Origin of the sequence: Sphingorhabdus sp. (assembly GCF_044338195.1) — a bacterium.
In the GTDB taxonomy this organism is placed as follows: domain Bacteria; phylum Pseudomonadota; class Alphaproteobacteria; order Sphingomonadales; family Sphingomonadaceae; genus Sphingorhabdus_B.
The window spans coordinates 25,052-46,535 of sequence record NZ_JBIIMC010000006.1 but is presented as its reverse complement, the minus strand read 5'-3'; the positions used below and the strand labels follow the sequence as shown (position 1 = coordinate 46,535).

Annotated in this window: 16 protein-coding genes; 7 read left to right on the top strand and 9 right to left on the bottom strand. The window is 55.2% G+C overall.

The window, feature by feature from the left end; translation table 11 throughout:
• Positions 1–39: 39 nt before the first annotated feature.
• The 4 genes from rpoC (at position 40) to ACIQZK_RS03120 (ending at position 7,679) form a co-directional block, all read left to right on the top strand.
• Positions 40–4,320, top strand: a complete 4,281-nt coding sequence (gene rpoC, locus ACIQZK_RS03135) for a DNA-directed RNA polymerase subunit beta' (protein WP_397574870.1) — start codon at positions 40–42, stop codon at positions 4,318–4,320.
• Between the two features lie 140 nt (positions 4,321–4,460).
• Entirely contained in the window at positions 4,461–5,738 is a 1,278-nt protein-coding gene (locus tag ACIQZK_RS03130) for an efflux RND transporter periplasmic adaptor subunit (RefSeq protein ID WP_397574869.1), read from the top strand.
• Entirely contained in the window at positions 5,719–6,432 is a 714-nt protein-coding gene (locus ACIQZK_RS03125; protein ID WP_397574868.1) for an ABC transporter ATP-binding protein, read from the top strand. The genes ACIQZK_RS03130 and ACIQZK_RS03125 overlap by 20 nt, the downstream gene beginning before the upstream one ends.
• On the top strand, positions 6,429–7,679 hold the full coding sequence (locus ACIQZK_RS03120; RefSeq protein ID WP_397574867.1) for an ABC transporter permease: 1,251 nt from the start codon (positions 6,429–6,431) through the stop codon (positions 7,677–7,679). The genes ACIQZK_RS03125 and ACIQZK_RS03120 overlap by 4 nt, the downstream gene beginning before the upstream one ends.
• Here ACIQZK_RS03120 and ACIQZK_RS03115 read toward each other — a convergent pair whose 3' ends face one another.
• From ACIQZK_RS03115 to ACIQZK_RS03085, 7 genes are all read right to left on the bottom strand, one after another.
• Positions 7,680–9,794 (bottom strand): outer membrane beta-barrel protein, encoded by a 2,115-nt coding sequence (locus tag ACIQZK_RS03115; RefSeq protein WP_397574866.1) that lies wholly within the window; start codon positions 9,792–9,794, stop codon positions 7,680–7,682.
• A 177-nt stretch (positions 9,795–9,971) separates the two neighbouring features.
• Positions 9,972–10,277 carry a hypothetical protein gene (locus ACIQZK_RS03110; RefSeq protein ID WP_397574865.1) on the bottom strand — a complete coding sequence of 102 codons (306 nt, stop codon included), beginning with the start codon at positions 10,275–10,277 and terminating at the stop codon, positions 9,972–9,974.
• 31 nt (positions 10,278–10,308) lie between these two features.
• Positions 10,309–11,178 (bottom strand): UTP--glucose-1-phosphate uridylyltransferase GalU, encoded by an 870-nt coding sequence (gene galU / locus ACIQZK_RS03105; RefSeq protein ID WP_397574864.1) that lies wholly within the window; start codon positions 11,176–11,178, stop codon positions 10,309–10,311.
• Positions 11,179–11,209: 31 nt separating this feature from the next.
• A complete protein-coding gene (gene msrA / locus ACIQZK_RS03100) occupies positions 11,210–11,749 on the bottom strand; it encodes a peptide-methionine (S)-S-oxide reductase MsrA (protein WP_397574863.1) in 540 nt (179 codons plus the stop codon).
• A gap of 4 nt (positions 11,750–11,753) precedes the next feature.
• Positions 11,754–14,822 carry an efflux RND transporter permease subunit gene (locus tag ACIQZK_RS03095; RefSeq protein WP_397574862.1) on the bottom strand — a complete coding sequence of 1,023 codons (3,069 nt, stop codon included), beginning with the start codon at positions 14,820–14,822 and terminating at the stop codon, positions 11,754–11,756.
• A gap of 3 nt (positions 14,823–14,825) precedes the next feature.
• Positions 14,826–15,908, bottom strand: coding sequence for an efflux RND transporter periplasmic adaptor subunit (locus ACIQZK_RS03090; RefSeq protein WP_397574901.1), 1,083 nt, complete (start codon positions 15,906–15,908; stop codon positions 14,826–14,828).
• Between the two features lie 97 nt (positions 15,909–16,005).
• Positions 16,006–16,965: an L-threonylcarbamoyladenylate synthase gene (locus ACIQZK_RS03085; protein WP_397574861.1), complete on the bottom strand. Its 960-nt coding sequence runs from the start codon at positions 16,963–16,965 to the stop codon at positions 16,006–16,008.
• A gap of 51 nt (positions 16,966–17,016) precedes the next feature.
• On the opposite strand from ACIQZK_RS03085, the gene ACIQZK_RS03080 reads away from it, so the two are divergent.
• Both ACIQZK_RS03080 and ACIQZK_RS03075 read left to right on the top strand, forming a co-directional pair.
• The gene (locus ACIQZK_RS03080; RefSeq protein ID WP_397574860.1) at positions 17,017–18,753 is read left to right on the top strand and encodes an acyl-CoA dehydrogenase; all 1,737 of its coding nucleotides are present in this window, start codon (positions 17,017–17,019) and stop codon (positions 18,751–18,753) included.
• The gene (locus ACIQZK_RS03075) at positions 18,750–19,562 is read left to right on the top strand and encodes an ATP-binding protein (protein WP_397574859.1); all 813 of its coding nucleotides are present in this window, start codon (positions 18,750–18,752) and stop codon (positions 19,560–19,562) included. The genes ACIQZK_RS03080 and ACIQZK_RS03075 overlap by 4 nt, the downstream gene beginning before the upstream one ends.
• A 9-nt stretch (positions 19,563–19,571) precedes the next feature.
• Here the strand turns inward: ACIQZK_RS03075 and ACIQZK_RS03070 are convergent, their stop codons facing one another.
• Positions 19,572–20,894, bottom strand: a complete 1,323-nt coding sequence (locus tag ACIQZK_RS03070; protein ID WP_397574858.1) for a PQQ-dependent sugar dehydrogenase — start codon at positions 20,892–20,894, stop codon at positions 19,572–19,574.
• A gap of 11 nt (positions 20,895–20,905) precedes the next feature.
• Positions 20,906–21,091 (bottom strand): hypothetical protein, encoded by a 186-nt coding sequence (locus tag ACIQZK_RS03065; RefSeq protein ID WP_397574857.1) that lies wholly within the window; start codon positions 21,089–21,091, stop codon positions 20,906–20,908.
• 178 nt (positions 21,092–21,269) lie between these two features.
• On the opposite strand from ACIQZK_RS03065, the gene ACIQZK_RS03060 reads away from it, so the two are divergent.
• Complete coding sequence (locus tag ACIQZK_RS03060) at positions 21,270–21,479, top strand: hypothetical protein (RefSeq protein WP_397574856.1); 210 nt, start codon at positions 21,270–21,272, stop codon at positions 21,477–21,479.
• Positions 21,480–21,484: the final 5 nt, after the last annotated feature.

Below are 21,484 nucleotides of genomic sequence, written 5' to 3'. Positions count from 1 at the left end.
TTAGGTTTTCATGGGCAAAAGCCCAATGAGGAAAAGATTATGAACGAACTGAGCAAATTCAACAATCCCATCGCCAAGGTCGAAACATTTGACCAGATCCAGATCGGGATCGCATCGCCGGAAAAAATCCGCAGCTGGTCTTTTGGTGAAATCAAAAAGCCTGAAACCATCAACTATCGTACGTTCAAGCCAGAGCGTGACGGCCTTTTCTGCGCACGTATTTTCGGACCCGTGAAGGACTATGAGTGCCTTTGCGGTAAGTATAAGCGCATGAAGTATAAGGGCGTCGTCTGTGAAAAGTGCGGCGTTGAAGTCACCGTTACCAAGGTGCGCCGTGAGCGCATGGGCCACATCGAGCTCGCGGCTCCCGTTGCGCATATCTGGTTCCTGAAGTCGCTGCCTTCGCGCATCGGCCTACTGCTTGATATGCAGTTGAAGCAGCTTGAGCGCGTGCTGTACTTCGAAAACTACATCGTTACCGAACCCGGCCTGACCGCGCTTGAGAAGTTCCAGTTGCTGAGCGAAGACGAATTGCTCGACGCGCAGGACGAATATGGCGAAGACGCTTTCACCGCCAGCATTGGTGCCGAAGCGGTCAAGACCATGTTGATGGACCTCGACCTTGAGCAAGAGCGTACCGACCTGCTCGACGAGCTTGCTGTTACCAAGTCGGAACTCAAGCCCAAGAAGATCATCAAGCGTTTGAAGGTCGTCGAAAGCTTCATCGATTCAGGCAACAAGCCCGAGTGGATGATTTTGGACGTCATTCCGGTCATTCCACCAGAATTGCGCCCATTGGTGCCGCTGGATGGTGGCCGTTTTGCAACGTCCGATCTGAACGATCTCTATCGCCGCGTAATCAACCGTAACAACCGTTTGAAGCGCCTGATTGAACTGCGCGCGCCAGACATCATCGTCCGCAACGAAAAGCGCATGCTGCAGGAAGCTGTTGACGCATTGTTCGACAATGGCCGTCGCGGCCGTACGATCACCGGTGCCAACAAGCGTCCGTTGAAGTCGCTGTCCGACATGCTCAAGGGCAAGCAGGGCCGTTTCCGTCAGAACCTTTTGGGTAAGCGCGTCGATTATTCGGGTCGTTCGGTTATTGTGACCGGTCCTGAATTGAAATTGCATCAGTGCGGCCTGCCAAAGAAGATGGCGCTCGAACTGTTCAAGCCATTCATCTACTCGCGTCTGGATGCAAAGGGTCTTTCGATGACCCTGAAGCAAGCCAAGAAGTGGGTCGAAAAGGAGCGTAAGGAAGTTTGGGATATCCTCGATGAGGTTATCCGTGAACATCCTGTGTTGCTGAACCGTGCACCGACGCTTCACCGTTTGGGCATTCAGGCGTTCGAGCCTGTCCTGATCGAAGGTAAGGCTATCCAGCTTCACCCGCTCGTCTGCTCGGCCTTTAACGCCGACTTTGACGGTGACCAGATGGCTGTTCACGTTCCATTGAGCCTTGAGGCCCAATTGGAAGCACGCGTTTTGATGATGTCCACCAACAACATCTTGTCGCCTGCAAACGGTAAGCCCATCATCGTTCCTTCGCAGGACATGGTCTTGGGCCTATATTATCTTTCGATGGATCGCCGCGGCGAGCCAGGCGAAGGCATGATGCTGTCCGACATGGCTGAAGTGCATCAGGCGCTTGAAGTTGGCGCCGTAACGCTCCACTCCAAGATCATCGCCCGCGTCCCACAGACCGGTGAAGATGGCGTTGAACGCATGGTTCGCTTTGACACCACACCTGGCCGTATGTTGCTCGCAGAAACGCTACCAAAGAGCCACCGCGTGCCGTTCGAAACCGTCAACCGCCTTCTCACCAAGAAGGAAATCGGCGACGTTATCGATCAGGTTTATCGTCACACGGGTCAGAAAGACACGGTTCTCTTCGCCGACGCCATCATGTCGCTTGGCTTCAAATATGCGTTCAAGGCCGGTATTTCGTTCGGCAAGGACGACATGATCATTCCGGAAGAAAAGACGGAAATGGTCGCTGAAACCAAGGCAATTGTTGCCGACTTTGAGCAGCAATATCAGGACGGTCTGATCACGCAGCAGGAAAAGTACAACAAGGTCATCGACGCCTGGTCCACATGTGGTGACAAGGTCGCCAACGCCATGATGGACAAGCTGAAGGCATCGCCAACCGATGAGCATGGCCGTGAATTGCCAGTCAACTCGGTGTACATGATGAGCCACTCCGGTGCGCGTGGTTCGCCAGCGCAGATGAAGCAGCTTGCCGGTATGCGCGGTCTGATGGCCAAGCCTTCGGGCGAGATCATCGAAACGCCGATCATTTCGAACTTTAAGGAAGGTCTGACCGTTCTCGAGTATTTCAACTCGACCCACGGTGCCCGTAAGGGTCTGGCCGATACCGCACTGAAGACTGCAAACTCAGGTTACCTGACACGCCGTCTGGTCGACGTATCGCAAGATTGCACCATCGTTGAAGTCGATTGCGGTACCCAGCGCGCGCTGGAAATGCGTTCGATCGTTCAGGGTGGTTCGACCATCGCCTCACTTGGTGAGCGTGTCCTTGGCCGTACCACGGCAGAAGACATCCTTGGCCTTGATGGCAAGGTGCTGATCCCTGCTGGAACCTTGCTCGACGAGCCAATGGTTGCTGCCATGGAAGAAACCGGCATTCAGGCCCTCAAGATCCGTTCACCGCTCGTGTGCGAATCCAAGGTCGGTGTGTGCGGTACCTGCTACGGCCGTGACCTTGCACGCGGTACGCCAGTCAACATTGGTGAAGCTGTCGGCGTTATCGCTGCGCAGTCCATCGGTGAGCCTGGAACCCAGCTGACCATGCGTACCTTCCACATCGGTGGTGCGGCGCAGCTGAACGAACAATCGAACCTTGATGCGACCGCAGCGGGTAAGGTCATGTATCGCGATCTGCCAACCATCGTCGACAAGCGTAAGAAGCGTTTGGCGATGGCCCGTAACGGTGAACTTATCATCGTCGACAAGGATGGCCGCGAGATGGAAATTCACCGTCTGCCTTATGGTGCGACGCTGGCATTCGCGGATGGTGCGGAGGTCAATGTTGGCGACCGTTTGGCTGAATGGGATCCATTCACCATGCCAATCATTACCGAAAAGTCGGGTATCATTAAATATCAGGACCTGATCGACGGCAAGACGCTGACCGAGCAAACCGACGAAGCAACGGGTATCGCCCAGCGCGTCGTTATCGAAGATCGTGCCGGCAGCCGCACCAAGAAGGAAGACCTTCGCCCACGCATTACCTTGCTGGATGACGACAGCGGTGAAGCTGCGCGCTATCTGCTCGGCGTTGGCACGATGCTCTCGGTTGAAGACGGTGCCATGGTTCAGGCAGGCGATGTTATCGCTCGTGTGACCCGTGAATCTGCCAAGACCCGCGACATCACCGGTGGTCTGCCACGCGTTGCCGAATTGTTCGAAGCACGTATTCCGAAGGATAACGCAATCATTGCGAAGATTTCGGGCCGCGTTGAATTCGTCCGTGACTATAAGGCGAAGCGCAAGATCGCGATTGTTCCGGAAGAAGGCGATCGTATTGAGTATCTGATCCAGAAGTCGAAGGTACTTGATGTTCAGGAAGGCGATTTCGTTCGTAAGGGCGATAACCTGATTGCTGGTTCGCCGAACCCGCATGACATCCTTGAAGTCATGGGCATCGAAGCATTGGCTGAATATCTGGTTGCGGAAATTCAGGAAGTGTATCGTTTGCAGGGCGTGAAGATCAACGACAAGCACATCGAAACGATCGTTCGTCAGATGTTGCAAAAGGTTGAAATCACATTCGGTGGCGACACAACCTTGCTTCCCGGCGAACAGGTTGACCGCGAAGAAATGGACGCAATCAACGCGAAGTTGTCCAAGGGTCAGGCACCAGCAACTGGTAACCCGGTTCTGTTGGGCATCACCAAGGCTTCGTTGCAGACACGTTCGTTCATCTCGGCAGCATCCTTCCAAGAAACCACCCGCGTCCTCACACAGGCCGCTGTGGAAGGTAAGAAGGACATCCTGACCGGTCTGAAGGAAAACGTTATCGTTGGCCGTCTGATCCCTGCGGGTACTGGTTCTGCCATGAACCGCATGCGGATTGCCGCGACAAGCCGCGACGTTGCGCTGCGTGCCCAGTACAAGAAGCTTCAGGAAAGCCTGATTGCGCCTGAGACAGCAGCTGAAGAGCATGCTGCCGAATTGGCACAGGGTTCTGAAGCAGCCATCGGCGATGATGTTTTGGCAAAGGTGATTTCAGATGATCTGACCACCATTGACGCCGCCATCGATGATGTTGTGGATAGCGACGAAGAAGAATAAGCGTCGATTCCTTTAAGGAATGATAAAAGCCCGCTGGAAGCAATTCCGGCGGGCTTTTTGCTGTGTTATGTGAATAAATCACTGGCCTAATCATTGCGCACTACATATACAGTGACGGAAGACAATTGAGGACAGGTCGGATGTTTGAAACAATACGGGCTTGGGTGAAACGGCACCGCGTCTGGTCAGCGATAATCGCGCTGATACTGTTATTCATTCTCTACCGCATGGTTCGCCCTACCCCGCATGACTATGAATATGTCAGCGAGACCGTCACGCGCGGCGAAGTTTTGCGCAAGGTTTCGGCCAGCGGCAAAATACGTGCACTGAACACGATCAAGGTCGGTACCGAGGTGTCTGGCCAAGTGACCAAGGTTTACGTCGATTTCAATTCGCCCGTGAAGGCAGGCCAAGTCCTTGCCGAGATCGACTCAACCCGCGTGCGTGCCCGCGTGCAGCAGTCCGAAGCGCAAGTCGCACTTGCCCGCGCCGGTTTACAGCAAACGGTTGCGAATGTCGCCCGCGCACGGTCGGAGCTTGAAATACAGGAACGCGATTTTGCGCGGCAACGTGCGCTGGCCGAGCGCGGTTTTGTTTCAAAGGCAGGCCTCGACATTGCGCAAAGCAAGCTTAACAGCGCGCGCAACGCCTTGCAGGTTGCACTGGCGCAAACGCAAAGCGGCAATGCGCAGATCAGCCAAGGCACGGCGGAGCTGTCCTCTGCACGGCTCGATCTGAACCGCACCGTGATTGTCGCGCCGGCCAGCGGCGTTATCATCAATAAACTGGTGGAGCCCGGCACCACCGTCGCCGCCAGTTTCCAGACGCCGAACCTTTTCGAAATCGCTGCCGACACCACCAAGATGCAGGTTGAGGCATCGGTTGACGAAGCAGACATCGGCCAGATTATCGAAGGCCAAGATGTAACCTTCACCGTCGACAGTTACCCCAATGATATATTCCGCGCCAAAGTGCGGCAGGTCCGCAAAGCGCCCGTCGAAACGCAGAATGTGGTCAGCTACCTCGTCATCATCGACGTGGACAATAAAGATGGCAAATTGCTGCCCGGAATGACCGCGAACGTGGAAATCATCACTGGCGCAAAGGCCAATGTGTTGCGCGTGCCAACCAACGCGCTTCGCTTCCGTCCCAAATTGGCGGACCGGGGCGAACCGAAAGAAGAAAAGCCAGGGGCACCCGCAAAAAAGGGAACGCCCAAGCCTAGTTTGTATCTGGCAGGAACCGATCTGTATCGCCCGGTCAGGAAACAGATTCAGATCGGCTTACAAGGTGACGATTATACGGAAGTGACTTCGGGCATCAAAGCCGGCGACAAAGTCCTCGTCCGGACAAAATCCCTGAAGCCAAAGGCCCAAACCGACGACAATGCGGACGAAGATGACAGCGCCGCTTCTTGAAACGCATGATCTGGTCAAAGATTATGTGATCGGCGGCGAGGTGTTGCACGCCGTCAATGGCGTTTCGCTGAGCATAAAACGCGGCGAGTTCGTTGCGATCATGGGTGCCAGCGGTTCGGGCAAATCGACGTTCATGAATATGATCGGTTGTCTGGATGTCCCAACGTCCGGAACCTTGTTACTCGACGGCATTGATACAAAGACGCTCAACAGCGACGCATTGGCGGAAATCCGCAACCGCAAAATTGGTTTTGTGTTTCAACAGTTCAACCTGCTCGCCCGCACAAGCGCGTTGGACAATGTCGCGGTGCCGCTCATTTACGCTGGCCTTGGCTATACCGAGCGCCGGGAACGTGCGCAGGCAAAGCTTGAGGCAATGGGGCTTGGTAACCGTTTGCAGAACACCCCTGCAAAACTATCGGGTGGCCAGCAACAGCGCGTTGCCATTGCCCGTGCGTTGGTCACCGATCCGCTCATGCTGCTTGCCGACGAACCAACAGGCGCGCTGGATACCCAGACATCGCTAGATATCATGGGTATTTTTCAGAAGCTAAATGACGAAGGCATTACGCTCATCGTGGTTACGCATGAACCGGACATTGCCGAATATGCCGAGCGGCGCATTGTCTTTCGCGACGGACGGGTCATCGAAGACGCTGCGGTCAAATCGCGACGCCGCGCGGTTGCCGGATGAATAGTCTACTGAACTCCATTGCTGGTTGGGGCGTAAATATTGCCATTGCGATGACGGCGCTGCGCACCAATTTGATGCGCTCCATCCTCACCACGCTTGGCGTGATGATCGGGGTTTTCTCTGTTATCTTGGCGGTAGCGGTGGGCAATGGCGCACAGGTTTCCGTAACCCAGCAGATCGCGACTTTAGGTTCAAATATGGCCATCGTCGTGCCGCAGCCCGACAGCGGCAGCGGCCCGCCACGCTCCACAGACCGCGGCCGCTTAACCGAGCGCGATGGTCGCGCCATTTTGCGTCAGGTATCCGGCGTGAGCGCTGTCGCACCCCAGATCCGCAGCAGCGTCCAACTGGTCACACCGGGCCGCAGCGCCACCACACAAGCGACTGGCGCCACGCCCGAATATGGCATTGTGTCCAACGTCACCGCGTCCGAAGGCCGTTTTCTGACCGATGGCGATGTCGGTGCGGCCGCACGTGTTGTCGTGATTGGACAGACAGTCGCCGACAAGCTGTTCGCGGATGCAAATCCTGTGGGCGAAACCGTGCGCATCAATCGCGTCCCTTTTAAGGTAATTGGTTTGCTCGAAAGCAAGGGCAGCAATCTGGGCAATGACAATGACGACCAAATTGTCGTGCCGATCACGACGCTGCGCCAGCGGCTGCAGACGACGGCGATGCAGGGGCCGGACGATGTGACACTGCTGTTTGTCGGTTTCGAGGATGAAGATTCACTGCTCGCGGGGCAGCAGGAAATCAAACGCATGTTGCGCGACCGCTACCGCGTACCCAAAGGAAGAATTAGCCCGTTCACTGTGCGCACAACCACTGAAATTGCCGAGACCACCGGTCAAGTAACGCAAATATTTCAGGCCGTTTTGGTCGCCATCGCGTCCATATCGTTGCTGGTGGGCGGCATCGGTATCATGAACATCATGTTGGTCAGCGTTACCGAACGCACACGCGAAATCGGCCTTCGCATGGCATTGGGCGCAAAGCGCAGCGACATCCGTAACCAGTTCCTCGTTGAAGCCGCTGTGCTGTGCGTCATCGGCGGCGCTATCGGCCTAACCTTGGCCGTGCTCGCTGCAGCGGTTTTTCAGCAAGTGGCCGACTTTCCTGCCCCGGTCGGGTTGGACACTGCATTGATGTCTGTCGCGTTTTCCGCAGTTATCGGCATCCTATTTGGCGGCTACCCCGCTATCCGGGCATCACGCCTTTCGCCGATTGAAGCGTTGCGCAGCGAATAATCAGAATTTACCGGACAACGTCAATTGAAGCAACGGATCAAGGCTGCGTGTCCGATTGACGATTTGATCAAGCCCTCCCGATGCCCGCGTTCCCGCATAAATAAACCGGTCTCGTTGGAAACCCGCCATATCGGTCACTTGGAAACGCAATGTCCCTAGGCTGAACTTGCTATATTCGATAAACAGCGTCGATTGCTTGCCCTCATGCTGACGCCGGATCTCGTTGAAGAAATAGGCGTAATTGGGTTCCTGGACGCTGAAGGACGCGCCGAAAACAAGACCAAGGTCGGCCATATCATAACGGATATCCCATTGTTGGTGCCACAATGGACGGTGGGATATACGACGGTTCAGGCCAGTAACGGGGTCGGTCACTTTGCTCCCGTGATAATGACCAATATATTTCGCTTCGATGCCCGCGAACCCAATGGGCCGGGTAAGCCAATCCAGTGGTAATGTTATCTCCAGCTCGGCATTCCATCGCTTGCTTTTGCCGATGTTCCCGGTGCCGTCAAATTGCGCTGTAATGTTCCCATTGCTGTCACGGACAGTGATGGGCACAAGATCTTCGGTGTCGTCAACCAACTGATAATCACCACGGAACTGAATACTTCCGCGTTCCAGAAACTTGTGACGGATAAGGCCGGAGAAAGTCGTTGTTTTTTCGGGCACAAGGTCTGCGTTGCCAGCGTCCACCTGATTGCCGACGGTCACATCGACCGACGTCGCAAACTCATTGAAGTTCAGCTGCGCCACCTGACGCTCGGCGCGTAACTCCAAGGTGGTTTGCGGATTGATTGTCCACGTCGCAATTGCGCGGGGCTTGATAAATTGAAAGCTCCGCTCCGCCATACTGTCCCCCGACAAGGTCAGCTTGGAAAATTCTGCAATGGCGCCTGCTTCGATTTTCCAAGATGGGCCAATCGTCCATACGTCACTGACAAATGGTTCAAACCGCGTTTCTTGAACAAGGACATCTGATGCCGGGAAACTGGTCACGGCACCGGCGACCGAATTGGCCACACTGAAACGTGCATCAAGGCGATTATAAGCCATCTCAGCGCCGAATTGGACGGCATGCCTCCTTAGCCCACTCCAGTCATTCTGGATGCGCACAACGGCTTCTGTGGGCGTGTTGCGGCTGCGCGTTTCAAACAACGTCACCGGCTGGCCCATACGGGCAATTTCGATGCTGCTATTATTGCTTTCCTGCCCTGAACGATAAAGCGTTACGATTTTGGTTTTCGTCTTGGGCAAGGCAGAAAACTCAATGTCACCGCCAATTTCATAATTTACATCGCTAATGGGACCATCGCGCAGCAAAAGTTCATCAGCGATGTCAACACCGGAACCGTTGAAATAGTTGCCCTTCCGAATGTCAAAGCTGTCGCTCCAACGCACTTGGCCATTGAGGTTTACCTTGCTCTCACCCAATTTGGTTTTGACGGCGCCACCAAGGGCAGCTTGGTCATATCCGCCTTTGCCAGTGTAAAAGCGTCGTTCCAGCAAGACAGCCGATCCCGTCTTAAATTCTTCAGGACCAAATCCGTAGACCCGTTCAGAATAAGATGACACGTTCAATTCATAGCTTGTTTCGCCCCGCCGCAGCGTTGCCGACGCATTCACCGATGGCTGGAACCCATAACGGGTTCCAGCAACGATCGACCCTTCATAGGTACCGCTGACCTTTGCCGTCCGCTTACGGACGATGTTGACGACTTGTCCTTGCCCTTGGGTTTCGGTGTCAGCGCCGGCCTGCTCAGACAGCTCAATATATTCGACCTGACTTGCCGGAATCCGGGACAGCATCGTCCATATGTCATCGGATTTTGTGGATGGCCGATCTCCATCGATCAGAACATTACCGGCATTTTCGCCAAAGCCACGACGCCCTTCTCCTTCACTAATGGAAAATCCCGGGATGCGATTCACCATATCCAACGCAGTAACGGGGGCGTAAGTTGTGAAAAAATCGGGTGTGAATTGCCGACTGCCGGCCCGAACTGAAGATGCCTCGGCATTTGCGGCGCTGTCATTGGCAACAGCTTGAGACGGTACAGCCATCGCAGCCATAGCCGACGTCAACAGTGCCAGACGGAGTTCAAAAACGCGCATTAACCCTCCACGAGACCCGCGGGCATCTTCCCCATCGGTCTATGCCGGTGCGTTAACGGACGGCAGGCCTTGGGCGAAAGCTGCGTTCGACCAAAAAGCTTAGAAATCGACGAGTTGCAATTTTGATGCAAATTGGCCGTTGGTCGACAGCCATTACCGGTTGGCAGACAAACGCGTTTACCGTGCGCGATTCTTTTCCCGCTCAATCTGTTCGCTCAGGTCCGCTGCCTTTTTGCAGGCGCCTCGATCACCGTCGGCACAGCGTTTATTCTCCTTGGCACGTTTACGGCTGAGCTTACCAAGAGCTTCGTCGCGTTTACGCATTTCACGGCCGCGTTTTTCATCAGCTTCCGCTTGACTGGTCGTCAAAACATCTAACGTCTTTGAAACGGCTTTCATCGGTGCGTTCGTAACATCCGACACGATCGAAGCAACGCATCCTTGGAGGAGCACACACAGCAAAGCACAAACAATCAAACGCATTTCAAAACCCCCAATATCTCGTGCAACAGGCCTATTTTAACAAATTGACCGCAATGGCGCGAACTTCTTCGGCCATATCAGCTCTTTGCAACGCTACAGCCAAGTTAGCTTCGATGTAACCTACTTTTGATCCGCAGTCATAGCGATTTCCGTCAAATGTGACGGCATGGAAAGGTTGCTTACCGAGCATCTGCGCCATGGCATCGGTCAACTGGATCTCACCGCCAGCGCCTTTTTCTTGGCCTTCCAGAATATGCATCACTTCGGGCTGAAGGATATAGCGACCCGAAACAATCAGGTTCGATGGCGCGTCCTCAACCTTTGGCTTTTCAACGAGACCAAGCACCTCCGTAATCGCGCCGCGGGACTCGCCGGGGGCAATAACGCCATAGCTGGATACCGCGTGGCGGGGCACTTCAAGCACGCTGATAACATTGCCGCCAATGTTCTGATAAGCGTCAACCATCTGCTTCATACATCCCGGCGAGCCATGCATAAATTCATCGGGAAGGAATATGGCGAAAGGCTCATCACCAATGATGTCGCGCGCACACCAGATGGCGTGTCCAAGACCCAGTGGTTCCTGTTGCCGAACATACACGCAGTTTCCGGGTGTCAGGCGTGAGCTCGCCAACACCGATGTGTCTCTGCCACGCGCTAACATTGTATGCTCAAGTTCGAACGCGATATCGAAATGGTCTTCGATTGCGCTCTTACAGCGACCCGTCACGAATATCATCTGCTCAATACCCGCTTCACGCGCCTCATCGACCGCATATTGGATGAGCGGGCTATCGACTATCGGCAGCATTTCTTTTGGAATGGCCTTTGTCGCTGGCAAAAAGCGGGTGCCAAGACCAGCGACAGGAAATATGGCTTTTCGAACAGGTTTATGGGGCATGACTTATGCTTAGCGCGCCAATTGGGATTGTCTATGCTGAACCGGCGATCCGTTCGGCAAATCCCTTTTTCAGCTTTGCTAATTTGGGCGGAATGACAGCCAGGCAATATGCGTTCCGCTGACCTTCTCCTTCCCAATATTCCTGATGATAATCTTCGGCAGGGTACCAAGTCGCAGGGCCTTCAATCGCGGTGACAATAGGCGCTGGCCAGTCCGCGGCGGCTTTTGCAATGCCGGCTTCGGCGGCAGCACGTTGATCATCGTTCAACGGAAAAATGGCCGACCGATATTGCGTCCCGACGTCATTCCCCTGACGGTTTAATTGTGTCGGATCATGCGTTGCAAAAAATATCTCAAGCAAATCGGCATAGCTGATGATTTCGGCATCAAAGGCAATGCGGATGGCTTCTGCATGCCCGGTTTGACCGCCGCAAACCTCTTTATATGTGGGGTCAACCGTGGTCCCGCCAATATATCCGCTTTGCACGCTGTGCACGCCATTCAGCTGGCCAAAAACAGCTTCGGTGCACCAGAAACAACCTCCGGCGAAAATCGCTTCATCATGTGACATGTGCTTATCCTTGAACTTGAATGCGGTCCGGCGCCTTCGCGACATCCCCGCGTACCACCAGCAGATACATGGCTGGTGTGACGATACGTGATAGCACAGTCGAAGAAATCAACCCCCCGATCAATACAATCGCCAGCGGGCCGTAAAGACTTCCGCCAAAAAGCGCGAGTGGCATAAGTCCGCCAATGGCCGTTACCGATGTCAGCAGCACCGGAAGAAAACGGACCTCTCCGGCCTTTTCAATGGCTTCACGCAGCGCATAGCCGCTGGCGCGCAATTGGCTGGTGAAATCGACCAGCAGGATCGAGTTTTTAATTTCGATCCCGATGAGCGCGATAAAACCAATCACTGCCAAGAATGAGAGATTGTTGCCAGTAACAAGAAGCGCGATGATACCACCGAACGTACCCAATGGAATGACGCCCGCGACAACCAATGCCTCTTTGAACCGGCCAAATTCGGCCACCAGAATGGCGAAAATGCTAAATAGGGCAACAATGACGACCGGGCCAAAACCGGCAAATGTCTCGTTGATTTTTTCCGCCTCACCGCCGACCGCGATACTATATCCGGGCTTCAACGGAATGGCGTCCATCTTCTTCTGCGCGTCCAAGTTCACCTTGGAAATCACCGCACCGTCGGACACCTGCGCGGTCACGCTGACGTTGCGTTGCAGATTATAGCGGTAGATTGCAGCCGGCGTTGATTCCAAAGTCGGATTGGAAATTTCAGCCAATGAAACGGCCTGCCCGCTTCGGTTAGACACATAGATCGATTCCAAAACCGATATGGGCTGGGTATCGGTTAGGGGGTGCCGCACAATGATGGGATAGCTGTCGCCTTCCTCGTCCCGGTATGTGCCAGCACGCTCACCGCTGATAGCAAGTCGGACCGCCCGGCGTGCGGCGCCTGCCGGCACATCCAACAGGGCTGCTTTTGCGTCATCGACCCGGATATCAAGGTCAATGCGGTCAAAAGCGACGGGATTGTTGATGTCTCTGGCCCCGGGCGTTTCGCGGAGCGCCAACTCCATCTTTGCTGCGATACGTTTCAGCTCGTCTTGGTCGGGCCCATATACCCGGAATTCAACGGGCGCGTTTATCGGCGCGCCATTTTGGAACAAGACCAGCTTAATGCGCGCGCCAGATATCTCGTCGAATTTCTTACGCAGCCGGTCGACCATTGCCCGGGATTTGGAGCCCTCCCAATTGTCCATGATTGCCAATACTTCACCATGGGCCGGATTTTCGCCGCGTTGGAAAACATTGTAAAAGACAGGCGGATTATATGACCCGACATTTTCCGCGCGCACTTTTATCGCGGGCTCGGTCTTCAAAATCTCCGAAACTTGGCGAACGATGCGGCCCGTTTCTGCAATGCTGGCGCCTTGTTCCGCTTCCACCGTGACGCGGAAATAGGATGTGTCCGCATTTGGAAATAAGCTAAAACCCAGCAAAGGGATGAAGAGAAATGCCGCGCACGTAACCGCAAGGGCACCCCACACCGAACGCCGCGGCCTATCGAGCGCCCAATGCAGCATCGGATGATAAAATCGGTCAATCTTCAACATCAGCCACTGAAGTAACGGATTGCCGCCCTCATGCTCTTCGCGCTTCAAGATACGACTGGCAAGGAATGGGACAATAGTGAGCGATACGATCATCGAGGCGGTAATCGTCGACACGATTGTCGCGATAAAGCTCTGGGTGAATTTGCCCGCGCCCTCCGGCAAAAAGAACAGCGGAAGGAAGGCAAACACCAAAACACCCGTTGAGCCCAAAACGGCCATGGTGATTTCTTTGGTGCCATCGATAGCAGCTTCGCTCCTGCCTTTGCCCATCCGCAAATGTCGCGCGATGTTTTCGACAACGACAATCGAATCGTCGACCAACAAACCAAGCGTCAAAATGAAGCCCGCGACCACAAGCTGGCTAAGGTTAAATCCATATGCCGAAATCGCCAGCAACCCCGAAGCAACCGACAGCGGGATCGATATCATGACAATCACCGAGGCGCGCCAGCCCAAGGGCAGCAGCGTAATCAGCACCAAAAACAGCGCTAGGGTAAAATCGCGCGCAAGTTCTGCGAGACGCTTGCGAATGTCCCGGCTCTGATCAAACTGAACGACAGCCTTTATATCGGGCGGAAGCAGCTTCTTTTGAATCTCAAGCTCTTGGATTAAACGGTTCCGAAGCTTGGTCGCATCGGTGCCCTGTTTTTGGTTGGCCGAAATAAATAGCCCGCGCTGGCCATTATGGCTTACTTTTACGCGCTGTTCCGCCGACCCCATTTTAATGTCCGCGACATCGCCGACGCGCAATAAGGTCCCATCATTGGTGCGGATGGGCAAATTGCGTATTCTATCAAGGTCGCGAAACGCGCCCCCTGCTTCGATGTTAAAACGGCGTGCGCCACTAGTGACTGCACCTGCTGGAACATCGGCACCTGCAAGGCGGATTGCGTCGACCACGGCGTTTGCGGGAATGCGCAGCTCGGCCAAACGCCCCGGGTTGATGGCGACGCTTATTTCGGGTTGCGGCAGCCCATAAATTTCCGACTGCCGGACTTCCTTGTACCGCCCCAATGCCTCGCTGATATCCCGCGCATATTTTTCCATGCGATACCAACTGGCCGTCTCGCTCAGCAAAGCGATTTGCAGAATGGATGCATTCGTCGTTCGAATTTTCTCAAACTGCAGCTTTTGCAGGTCGGCCGGAAGTTGGCTGCGGATGGCCGTCACTTCGCGAACGGTGTCGTTGAAATATTGGTCAGGGTCGCCCGACCAGTCGAATTCCGCCCGAATGACGGCGTTGCCATCACTACTTGTCGAATTTACGCTCTGGACGTCTTCCAAACCCTGAACCAGCTCTTCGATTGGCTTGGTAATCGTCTGCTCAATTTCCGCTGCATCCGCACCCGGTTGCGCCGCAACGATGGACACGACGGGCATCGAGAAATGCGGATCAACGGCGCGTGGCACCTGTTGGAATGCGGAGAATCCAAGCGCGCACAGCAGCGTAAAAAGCACTAAGGTCAGTTGCCACCGGCGGATGGCTATTTCGGCGACATGCATATGCTAAGGCTGCGTCGCAATAATGCGAACAGGCGACCCTGTTCGCAGTTTTTCCAAACCAGACGTCACAATCTTGTCCCCGGGCTTTATGCCCCCGGACACAGTGACGAATGTGTCAGACACACGTTCAATCGCGACATTACGTGTTTCGACGCGATTGTTTTTTGCGACAATGTACACGAGGCCTTCGCCGGTGCGGACCCCGAACAATGCACTCGCGGGAATCTGCAACAGATCTCCGCTTTCCAAAGCAGGAAGCTTGATATTCGCCGTTCCAATTTGTCCCGAACGCAAATTTGCGCGCGAGGGTAGCCGGAATTGCACGGTGAAGGCCCCCGTTGCTTCATTCGCGCGACCATCGATTTCCGAAATGGTTGCAGAAACAGGCCCATCGCCCGCGGACTCGATCATGATGTCCGCCGTCATGCCCACGCGCAATTTTGATGCGTCACGGTCGACTATGGGTACGCGAAAGACAAAGCCCTCATCGGCTTCGCCCAGAATGAGCGCTGGCATACCCGCCGCGATGACTTGTCCCGGCTGGACATTGCGTTGCAAAACGACGCCGCTTGATGGCGCATAAAGCTGCGCGGTGCTGCGCACAAAGCCAGCTTGCCGGACGCGGGCGTCGGCGGCTTTTACCGCAGCGTCGGCCGCTTCAAAACGCGCTTTGGTTATCCAGCCATCCGCATATAATGCACGCACGCGTTCAAACTCCGCGCGTGCACGATCCCGTTCAGCGACGGACACGCTCACGTCAGCGCCAACAGTCGTCGCATCCAACGCCGACAATAATGCGCCACGATTGACGAAATCACCTTCTTCAAAGCGAACAACGGCCACTTTTCCTGGGGTAGTGAAGCCAAGCGGTGTTTCCCGCCGATACCGCACCGTTCCCACCGCGCTAATTTCACGCTGAAGGTTTTCCTTTTCCACGGTGAACACGCGCACAACCTGTGCTGTTTCGACCGCAGCCTTTTTGCTGTCCGATGCCTCTCCACAGCCGGCAAGTGCAACGATCGGCAAAAGCCCAATCAAAAATCTCTTCGATGTAGGCAATTTGCTCTCCCCTGCACTGCTATACATCACTCGATAGGCGAGAGCGCGCCGGGATGAAATAGCATTTTGATATGCAACTTATTTTTCTAGTTCGACGGACTTAACAGGATGCCAGCAGCCCACTTCACCGAATCGATGCCCGCTGCAGCCGGTCGTTAATCGCAACGCCAATCCCTTCGTGCGGTATTGGCGCGACCGATATAGATAATGCGGCGCTCGCATCGGCCCTGTGTAGGGCGTCAAATAAATTGGCGGCGGCCTGCGCTAGGTCGCCTGGCTCGGACAAATTATCATTGCCCTCCATTGCCCCAAACCCGATGTGCCATTCGCCCGGCTCTGCTCGGATCGCGTTTAGGCGCACAGCCTTTGACGGTGCATAATGGCTCGCCAATTGGCCCGGCGCTTCAATATTATCGCCCGACGCCGCCAAGGGCCTCGTCCCCAGAACACGCTCAATATCCGCCGCGGTGACTGGCCCCGGTCTCAAAATCTGCCAACCATGCTCGCGCACCGCAACAATCGTGGATTCGAGTCCCGCAGAACAAGGCCCGCCATCCAAGATCATCGGAACCGCACTGCCAAGCCCCGCAAGCACATGTTCGGCACGGGTCGGGCTTATACCGCCACTTTTATTGGCGGACGGTGCGGCAATGTTCAGGCCGGTTTTTTTCAGCAGCGCCTGCATGACGGGATGCGCGGGGCAGCGTAATGCAATTGTCGGCAACCCCGCCGTGACGGCGCCGGCAATGTCGGCGCCAGGCCGGAGCGGTAGCACCAGCGTAAGCGGCCCCGGCCAAAATGCCTGCGCCAGTTGATGTGCCATCGGGCTGAAATCACCCAGGCTTTCGGCAGACGATTGGTCGGCAACATGCACAATCAACGGATTAAAGTCAGGGCGCCCCTTTGCCGTATAAATTTTGGCCACAGCATCGGCATTGCTGGCATCCGCCGCGAGGCCATATACCGTCTCAGTGGGAATCGCGACGATTTGACCGGAACGCAAAAGTTCCATCGCCGCCGTTATTGCAGCGTCATCAGCGGGCAGGACCCAGCCATTCCCCAAGGTATTTGAGCCAAACATCATTCGCGGCTATAGGCCTTGGTCGACACGATTTAACAGGATTTTTTATTGATCATGGCCTTTTCTGCACCCGTTACTGAACAAGCATTTGTCCTGAAGCATATCGTAGGTATCGAAGCTTTATCGCAACATGAACGCTTCGCCGATGCCACCCCCGATATGGTGCACGCGATTGTGGAAGGCATTGGCGCCTTTGCCGAGGGCGAATTTGCGCCACTCAACCGGATAGGCGACACCGTTGGTGCGCGTTTGAAAGACGGCAAAGTCGTCATGCCCGAAGGTTTTGTAGCGGCATACAAAGCCTATGTCGCAAATGGCTGGGGCTCAATAAACGCACCGTCGGCGTTCGGTGGCCAGGGCCTGCCATTTTCGATGGCGACTGTTGCGCTGGACTCCTTGGGGGCGGCGAACATGGCATTTGCCTTGTGCCCGATCTTGTCGGTTGGCGCGATCGAAGCCATCAACCACCATGGGTCAGACCGGCAAAAACACATGTTCCTGCCCAAACTATCGACCGGCGAATGGTCAGGCACGATGAACCTGACGGAGCCACAGGCAGGTTCCGATGTCGGCGCGTTGAAATCAACCGCGACACCGCGCGGCGATGGCACCTACCAAATCAAAGGCACCAAAATATATATCAGCTTTGGTGACCATGATATGGCCGAAAACATCGTCCATCTCGTGCTGGCCCGCACGCCGGATGGCCCTGCTGGAACCAAGGGTATCTCGCTGTTTCTGGTCCCGAAATATCAGGTGGCCGAGGATGGTAGCATTAGCAAAGCGAATGATATCAAGGTCGTATCGATCGAACATAAGATGGGCATCAATGCCTCCCCAACCTGCGTTCTCGCTTTTGGTGAAGAGGGTGAATGCGTTGGCGAACTGATCGGTCCTGAATTCGGCGGCATGCGTGCGATGTTCACGATGATGAATAACGCGCGGCTAAACGTCGGATTGCAAGGCGTTCAAATTGCCGAAGCCGCAACGCAGAAAGCCATCTGGTTTGCCCGTGAACGTGTCCAATCGGCCAAAGCAAGCGGACCGTCGCGCGAGTCCGTCGCGATTGTCGAGCATCCTGATGTCCGCCGCATGCTGCTCCGCATGAAAGCGGGCACGCAAGCGATACGGGCCTTGCTCTATCTGGCCTCGGGCTATGTTGACCGCGCCACGCTCGGCGAAGCTGGAGCGCAGGAGATGGTTGATCTGCTGACGCCGCTGGCCAAGACCTACGGCACCGACATGGGCAGCGAGATCGCCTCGTTGGGTATTCAGGTGCATGGCGGAATGGGCTTTGTTGAGGAAACCGGCGCAGCCCAGTTTTATCGCGATATCCGTATTGCCGCGATTTATGAAGGAACCAACGGCATTCAGGCCGCCGATCTCGTCGGGCGGAAGCTGGCAATGCAAGGCGGTGATGTCATTCGGAACCATCTCGCGGCCATTTCGCAAGACGCCACCGACCAACCGGGTCTTTCGGCATTGAGCGCAGCATGCGCTGAAGTCACCGAATATATGTTGGGCGCAAGCGTGGATGGTCGTCTCGCAGGCAGTTATGCCTATACCAACATGATGTCCGTCGTGACTGCAGGCTGGTTGATGCTGAAGCAATTGCGGGCCGCACAAACAGAAATCGACGCCGGAGATACGAGCGCCTTCCTAAAGGCCAAAATTGTCGCCTGCCGTTATTATCTGGACATCATGGTTCCCGAAGCCTTTGCGTTCAAAGGCAGCGCAATGGCCGGTGCCGACTTGCTCTACGCATTGGATGCCGAGGATTTGGCGGCTTGAACGATCACACACTCAAACGCATTGCTGAGGCGCTGGAGCGGCTGTCACCGCCGCCTGCACCACCGACGGACCTATCTTCCCATCCGGCCTATCATTGGAACGGCACGGCATTGGCTCCGGTGCATGATTTCAAGCCACTGCCGCTTGACCTTATCGTTGGTATCGACCGGCAGAAAGCCGACCTGATCGAAAACAGCCGTCGTCATGCTTCGGGCGCGGCAGCGCACGACGTCCTTTTGTGGGGTGCACGCGGCATGGGGAAATCCGCGCTGGTCAAATCGGTGGTCGCGGCGTTGCAAGAAGAAGGCTTCTTCATTGCGCTTGTCGAGGCGGCGGCGAACCACGTGACCAGCATGCCTGCATTATTCGACGAGCTTGCCGCATCAGGCCGCCGATATCTGCTGTTTGTCGACGACATCTCTTTCGAGCCCAATGACCAAAGCGCCCGTCTGTTGCGGTCGCTGCTGGAAGGCGGCGTTGAAGCCCGCCCGAACAATGTCCGCTTGTGCGTGACATCGAACCGTCGGAACATCGTTGAAAGAGAAAATGGCGCGGATCCAGATACTGGCGGACGTGATGCGGTGGATGATAGCTTAGCGCTGGCTGACCGGTTTGGCCTTAAGCTCGGTTTTCAATATCCCGATCAGGATGCCTATCTAAAAATGGTGGGCAGCTACGCGGCGCACTTCGACCTCGATTGGGACGAGGCCGATGCCTTAAGTTTTGCGCAAAGCCGTGGCGGCCGGTCGGGCCGCATAGCATGGCATTACACAGTGGAACTTGCCGGCCGCGCGGGCCGACGGATTTAGGGTCAGGACCTAGCTTTTCGTCCGAACCCGCCAAACAATATTGCCCACATCGTCGCTGACCAAAAGCGAACCGTCCTTTGCGATAACAACCATCGTGGGCCGCCCCTGCGCTTTGCCGTCTTTGTCCAGGAACCCGGTCAAAATGTTGACTGGCTTTCCGGCAGGCTCGCCTTTTGGAAAGGGCACGAAGATTACGTCATAGCCAGACACAGGCTTGCGGTTCCAAGAGCCATGGCGCGCAACAAACGCACCATCGGTCAGTCCCGCACCCAATTTACCCTTATAGCCAAAGGCAAGGCCCAAGGGGGCGGTATGCGCACCCAAGGCGTAATCAGGGCGACGTTCATATTCCCGTTTTTCTGGTTTCGGTGGTGAAACGCGATGGTCGGTAAAGCCGCCCCAATAATGCTGCGGCCATCCGTAATCGGCACCAAACTCCACAAGGGCAAGATAGTCGGGCACCATATCCGACCCAAGCATGTCGCGTTCGTTGACCACCGTCCACAGGCGCCCACGGCTATCCCAATCGAGGCCAACGGGGTTACGCAAACCGATGGCATATGGAATTTTCTTGTCCTTCGCGATGTCATATTCGAACACCATCGCGCGGCCATTTTCGGATTCTATCCCATGTTCAGCAATGTTGCTGTTTGACCCGACCGATATGTAAATCTTCTTTCCATCGGGCGATGCAGCCAAGTTGCGCGTCCAATGGTTGTTTGGCGCTTGTGCATTAAACTTTGTCAGCTCTTTGCCCTTCGCGGTAATCTGTGTGTCGCCTGTTTTGTAAGGAAAGGCCATCAATCCATTGGTGTTCGCGACATACAAAGTATCGCGGATCAGCACCATGCCAAATGGCGAGTTCAACCCCGTCAGGAACGGTGTTTTCAACTCCGCTTTGCCATCTCCATCGGCGTCACGCAGCAATGTGATGCGGTTGGCAGACGGCACGCCCGCGCCAGCCTTGCCCATCAGCCATTTCATGACAAACCCTTCAATACCGCCAACGTCGCGCGGCGGGGAATTTGTCTCAGCAACGAGAACATCACCATTGGGCAAGACATACATGTTGCGGGGATGGTCGAGGCTTTCCGCAAAGCGCTCGACAATCAGACCCGGCGCAGCGATTGGTGCTTCGCCGGCTTTCCAGCGGTCAACCTCGGCAACCTTAATGGTCGGGAAAATCTGTTCGCGGCCCTCAGTGATGTTGGGCTTAGGCCCGGTCACTGCATCCAACGGCAATTGCGCGACGTCAGGGCGCGTAATGTACCAGACGCCAGCAAGCGCCAACGCAATGAATATCAACGTAATGTTGCGAACGTGCTTCCACATTATTTTGACCCTTATGTGCTTCGTTTACGATCAAACAACCATATCACCACCGCGATCAGGCTGCCGATCGCCATACCGATAACCAATCCGGCGGAGGGTTGGTCCAATGCCACACCCAAAATAGCGCCGATTAATAAACCGAGAGCGACGAAAATGCCGCCGGCAAGGCGGGGCTGATTGTTTTGTGTTCCAGACATATTCGCTCTTTGCCACCAAGTGCCGCAGCCTAGCAAGCCCGATGTTCATGCTTAATTTGCGCTAACCAATTGCTTTGACGGAAACGCGACACGTAATGTGTAATTAGGCGTTGCAGATGGGCCACCCCCCCCCGGGCCTGTCTGCGACCCAAAACAACAATCGAAAGCCGCTGTCTTTATGTATCTGCCGCTCTACGTCGAACCGCAGGATGTTGCTGAAGCCACGACGTTAATGGACACATTCGGTCCCAAAGCCGGCATGGAAGCCGCCGAACGCGCGGTACAGAGCCGTAATGTTGGCAATCATCTGCATTATTGCCGCTGGCGCCAGATCGAACGCCTCATCATCATGCTGAGCGCGCATACGACTTTGGGAACCATTCACTGACTCTT

What these genes read in the sequence shown, in the direction of transcription:
- ACIQZK_RS03125 (WP_397574868.1), top strand. Translation starts at nt 5,719, where the DNA reads ATGACAGCGCCGCTTCTTGAAACGCATGATCTGGTCAAAGATTATGTG.
- ACIQZK_RS03115 (WP_397574866.1), bottom strand. Translation starts at nt 9,794, where the DNA reads ATGCGCGTTTTTGAACTCCGTCTGGCACTGTTGACGTCGGCTATGGCT.
- ACIQZK_RS03130 (WP_397574869.1), top strand. Translation starts at nt 4,461, where the DNA reads ATGTTTGAAACAATACGGGCTTGGGTGAAACGGCACCGCGTCTGGTCA.
- ACIQZK_RS03080 (WP_397574860.1), top strand. Translation starts at nt 17,017, where the DNA reads ATGGCCTTTTCTGCACCCGTTACTGAACAAGCATTTGTCCTGAAGCAT.
- ACIQZK_RS03110 (WP_397574865.1), bottom strand. Translation starts at nt 10,277, where the DNA reads ATGCGTTTGATTGTTTGTGCTTTGCTGTGTGTGCTCCTCCAAGGATGC.
- msrA (WP_397574863.1), bottom strand. Translation starts at nt 11,749, where the DNA reads ATGTCACATGATGAAGCGATTTTCGCCGGAGGTTGTTTCTGGTGCACC.
- galU (WP_397574864.1), bottom strand. Translation starts at nt 11,178, where the DNA reads ATGCCCCATAAACCTGTTCGAAAAGCCATATTTCCTGTCGCTGGTCTT.
- ACIQZK_RS03070 (WP_397574858.1), bottom strand. Translation starts at nt 20,894, where the DNA reads ATGTGGAAGCACGTTCGCAACATTACGTTGATATTCATTGCGTTGGCG.
- rpoC (WP_397574870.1), top strand. Translation starts at nt 40, where the DNA reads ATGAACGAACTGAGCAAATTCAACAATCCCATCGCCAAGGTCGAAACA.
- ACIQZK_RS03090 (WP_397574901.1), bottom strand. Translation starts at nt 15,908, where the DNA reads ATGTATAGCAGTGCAGGGGAGAGCAAATTGCCTACATCGAAGAGATTT.
- ACIQZK_RS03120 (WP_397574867.1), top strand. Translation starts at nt 6,429, where the DNA reads ATGAATAGTCTACTGAACTCCATTGCTGGTTGGGGCGTAAATATTGCC.
- ACIQZK_RS03085 (WP_397574861.1), bottom strand. Translation starts at nt 16,965, where the DNA reads ATGATGTTTGGCTCAAATACCTTGGGGAATGGCTGGGTCCTGCCCGCT.
- ACIQZK_RS03065 (WP_397574857.1), bottom strand. Translation starts at nt 21,091, where the DNA reads ATGTCTGGAACACAAAACAATCAGCCCCGCCTTGCCGGCGGCATTTTC.
- ACIQZK_RS03095 (WP_397574862.1), bottom strand. Translation starts at nt 14,822, where the DNA reads ATGCATGTCGCCGAAATAGCCATCCGCCGGTGGCAACTGACCTTAGTG.
- ACIQZK_RS03060 (WP_397574856.1), top strand. Translation starts at nt 21,270, where the DNA reads ATGTATCTGCCGCTCTACGTCGAACCGCAGGATGTTGCTGAAGCCACG.